Here is a 3,028-nt window from a genome sequence, read left to right as displayed (position 1 = left end):
CGGCGGCGAACGCCGCGGGCGCCGGTGCTCCCGGCCGTACGGACAACTCCGCCGTCCCCCTCCAGAAGACGCCCAAGTAGCCCGCGCCATGGGAGGGTTGACGTCCCTGCCGCTCCGGCGGCTCCCCCGCTCCCATTGACGCCGCCGAGCCCCGGGCCATACCGTCCCACAATTGGAAGGCTTCCTAACAGTGGGCGGCCCCGAGGCCGGAGGCAGGGCACAGATGGCCGGTACGACACCGGGGACGCCCCGCGTGCTGCGGGCGATGAACGACCGTGCCGCCCTCGACCTCATGCTCGCCGAAGGCCCGCTCTCCCGCGGGCGGATCGGTGAACTGACGGGCCTGTCCAAGCCGACCGCCTCGCAGTTGCTGGCCCGGCTGGAACAGGCGGGCCTGGTCCGCGTCACCGGGCGCAGCGCGGGCCGCCCCGGTCCCAACGCACAGCTCTACGCCGTCAACGGGGACGCCGCACACGTCGCCGGTGTGGACGTCACCACCGCCCGCGTCCTCGCCGGCGTCGCGGACGTCACGGGCCGCGTCGCCGGACGCTTCGAACTCCCCACGCCCGCGGGCCCACAGGGGCGTCCGAGGCCACCGGCCACCGAGCTGGTCGTACGGGCCGTCGAGGGCGCCGCCGAGGCCGCCGGCGTGGACGTCTCCGCCCTGCACCGCATGGTCGTCGGCACCCCCGGCGCGTTCGACCCGAGCACCGGACGGCTGCGTTACGCCTCGCATCTGCCCGGCTGGCACTCCCCCACGCTGCTGGAGGAGATGGCCGCCGCGCTGCCGATGCCCGTCGAGTACGACAACGACGTGAACCTCGTCGCCGTCGCCGAGCAGCGGCGTGGCGCCGCCGAGGACCGCGAGGACTTCGTCCTGCTGTGGAACGAACAGGGCATCGGCGCCGCGCTCGTGATCGGCGGACGGCTGCACCGTGGACGTACGGGCGGCGCGGGCGAGGTCGGCTTCCTGCCGGTGCCCGGCACACCCCTCGTACGGGATCCGGCGGAGCGCAACAGCGGCGGCTTCCAGGCGCTCGCGGGCGCGGGCGCGGTGCTGCGCTGGGCGCACGAACTGGGCCTGGCCGCCGACCCGGAGGCCGACGTGCAGACGAACGCCGCGGACCTCGTGGCGCGCGCGGTCGCGGCCGTCGGCGGAGCGGACGACGGCGGCGACGAGGACGAAAGCGGCGAGAGCGGAGGGGGCGTACGGCCCCACGACGCCGCGTACGACGCCCTGTTGAGCCGTCTGGCCACCGGTACGGCGGTCGGCCTGGCCTCCATGGTCGCCGTGCTCGACCCGCAGCTCATCGTGCTCTCCGGCGGCGTCCTCATGGCGGGCGGCGAGCGGCTGCGCCGCCTCGTACAGGCGGAGCTGCGCGAACTGGCCGTGCCCGAACCGGCGTTGAGGCTGGGCACGGTCACCGGCGAGCCGGTGCTGCACGGCGCTCTGGAGAGCGCCCTGGCCACCACACGGGACGAAGTGTTCGACACCTCGCGCTGAAGCGGAAGGAACGGGACGGACCACATGAGACTCGCAGTTGTCGGTGGCGGCTCCACCTACACCCCCGAACTCATCGACGGCTTCGCGCGGTTGAGGGACACCCTCCCCGTCCGCGAGCTGGTGCTGATCGACCCGGCGGAGGACCGGCTGGAGCTGGTGGCCGGCCTCGCGCGGCGCATCTTCGCCAAGCAGGGCCACGAGGCGACCGTCACCGCCACCTCGGATCTCGACGCCGGAATCGAGGGCGCCGACGCCGTACTGCTCCAGCTCCGCGTCGGCGGCCAGGCGGCACGGCAGCGGGACGAGACCTGGCCGCTGGAGTGCGACTGCGTCGGGCAGGAGACCACGGGCGCGGGCGGGCTGGCGAAGGCGCTGCGCACCGTGCCGGTCGTCCTCGACATCGCCGAACGGGTACGCCGCACCAACCCGGACGCCTGGATCATCGACTTCACCAACCCCGTGGGGATCGTCACGCGCGCCCTGCTGCGGGCCGGGCACAAGGCCGTCGGGCTGTGCAACATGGCGATCACGCTCCAGCGCAAGTTCGCGAAGCTGCTGGACGTCGCGCCCGCCGAGATCCACCTCGACCATGTGGGGCTCAACCACCTCACGTGGGAGCTGGGCGTACGGCTGGGAGGGCCGGGCGGTGTGGACGTGCTGCCGCGGCTGCTGGAGGAGCACGCGGACGGCTTCGCGCTCGAACTGCGTATGCCGCGGCAGGTGTTGGAGACCCTCGGCGTCTTCCCCTCGTACTACCTGCGCTACTACTACGCACACGACGAGACCGTGCGGGAGCTGCACACCAAGCCCTCGCGGGCGGAGGAAGTCGCGGCCATGGAACGGGAGTTGCTGGAGATGTACGGCGATCCCGCGCTCCAGGAGAAGCCCGCGCTGCTGGGCAGGCGCGGCGGCGCCTACTACTCGGAGGCGGCGGTGGCGCTGGCCGCGGCGCTCCTGGGCACGGCGGACGCCGACGAGCCCTCCGCTGGACGGGCGCTGGGCGAGGGCCGTACCGGCGGCGCCCCGAACGTCCAGGTCGTCAATCTGCGCAACGACGGCACGCTGCCCTTCCTCCCCGACGACGCCGTGATCGAGGCACCCGCGGAGGTCGGCCCGCAGGGCCTCGTACCGCTGGCCGCGCCCGCCGTGGACCCGTTGCAGGCCGGGCTGATCACCCATGTCTCCGCGTACGAGGACCTGGCGCTGGACGCGGCGCTGCACGGCGGCCGCGAACGCGTCTTCAAGGCGCTGCTGGCGCACCCGCTGATCGGGCAGTACGACCTCGCCGACGGGCTGACCGACCGGCTGCTGGCCCACAACCGGGAGCATCTGGCGTGGGCTTGACGACGTCGGCCTGTCTCGCGATCGACGCGGGCAACACCAAGACCGACGTCGCGGTGGTCGACATCGGCGGCGCCGTGCTCGGACGGGCGCGCGGCGGCGGCTTCCGGCCGCCCGCGGTCGGCGTCGAGGCGGCGGTGGACGGGCTCGGGACGACGATCGCCAAGGCGCTCGCCGCGGCGG

2 protein-coding genes and 1 pseudogene are annotated in these 3,028 nt (G+C 73.9%); all 3 read left to right on the top strand.

Annotation, left to right across the window (positions count from 1 at the left end; all coding sequences use genetic code 11):
* The first annotated feature begins 223 nt into the window (after positions 1–223).
* Positions 224–1,504, top strand: coding sequence for an ROK family transcriptional regulator (locus AN218_RS30300; RefSeq protein ID WP_070020237.1), 1,281 nt, complete (start codon positions 224–226; stop codon positions 1,502–1,504).
* A 24-nt stretch (positions 1,505–1,528) separates the two neighbouring features.
* Positions 1,529–2,848, top strand: coding sequence for a 6-phospho-beta-glucosidase (locus tag AN218_RS30295; protein ID WP_070020236.1), 1,320 nt, complete (start codon positions 1,529–1,531; stop codon positions 2,846–2,848).
* Positions 2,839–3,028, top strand: a pseudogene (locus tag AN218_RS30290) (ATPase); the annotation flags it as partial. The gene AN218_RS30295 and the pseudogene AN218_RS30290, both read left to right, overlap by 10 nt.

This window comes from Streptomyces nanshensis, assembly GCF_001751255.1.
GTDB classification, from domain to species: domain Bacteria; phylum Actinomycetota; class Actinomycetes; order Streptomycetales; family Streptomycetaceae; genus Streptomyces; species Streptomyces nanshensis_A.
Note: the sequence above shows the minus strand (reverse complement) of the source record. Positions and strands in the feature narration are given on the sequence as shown.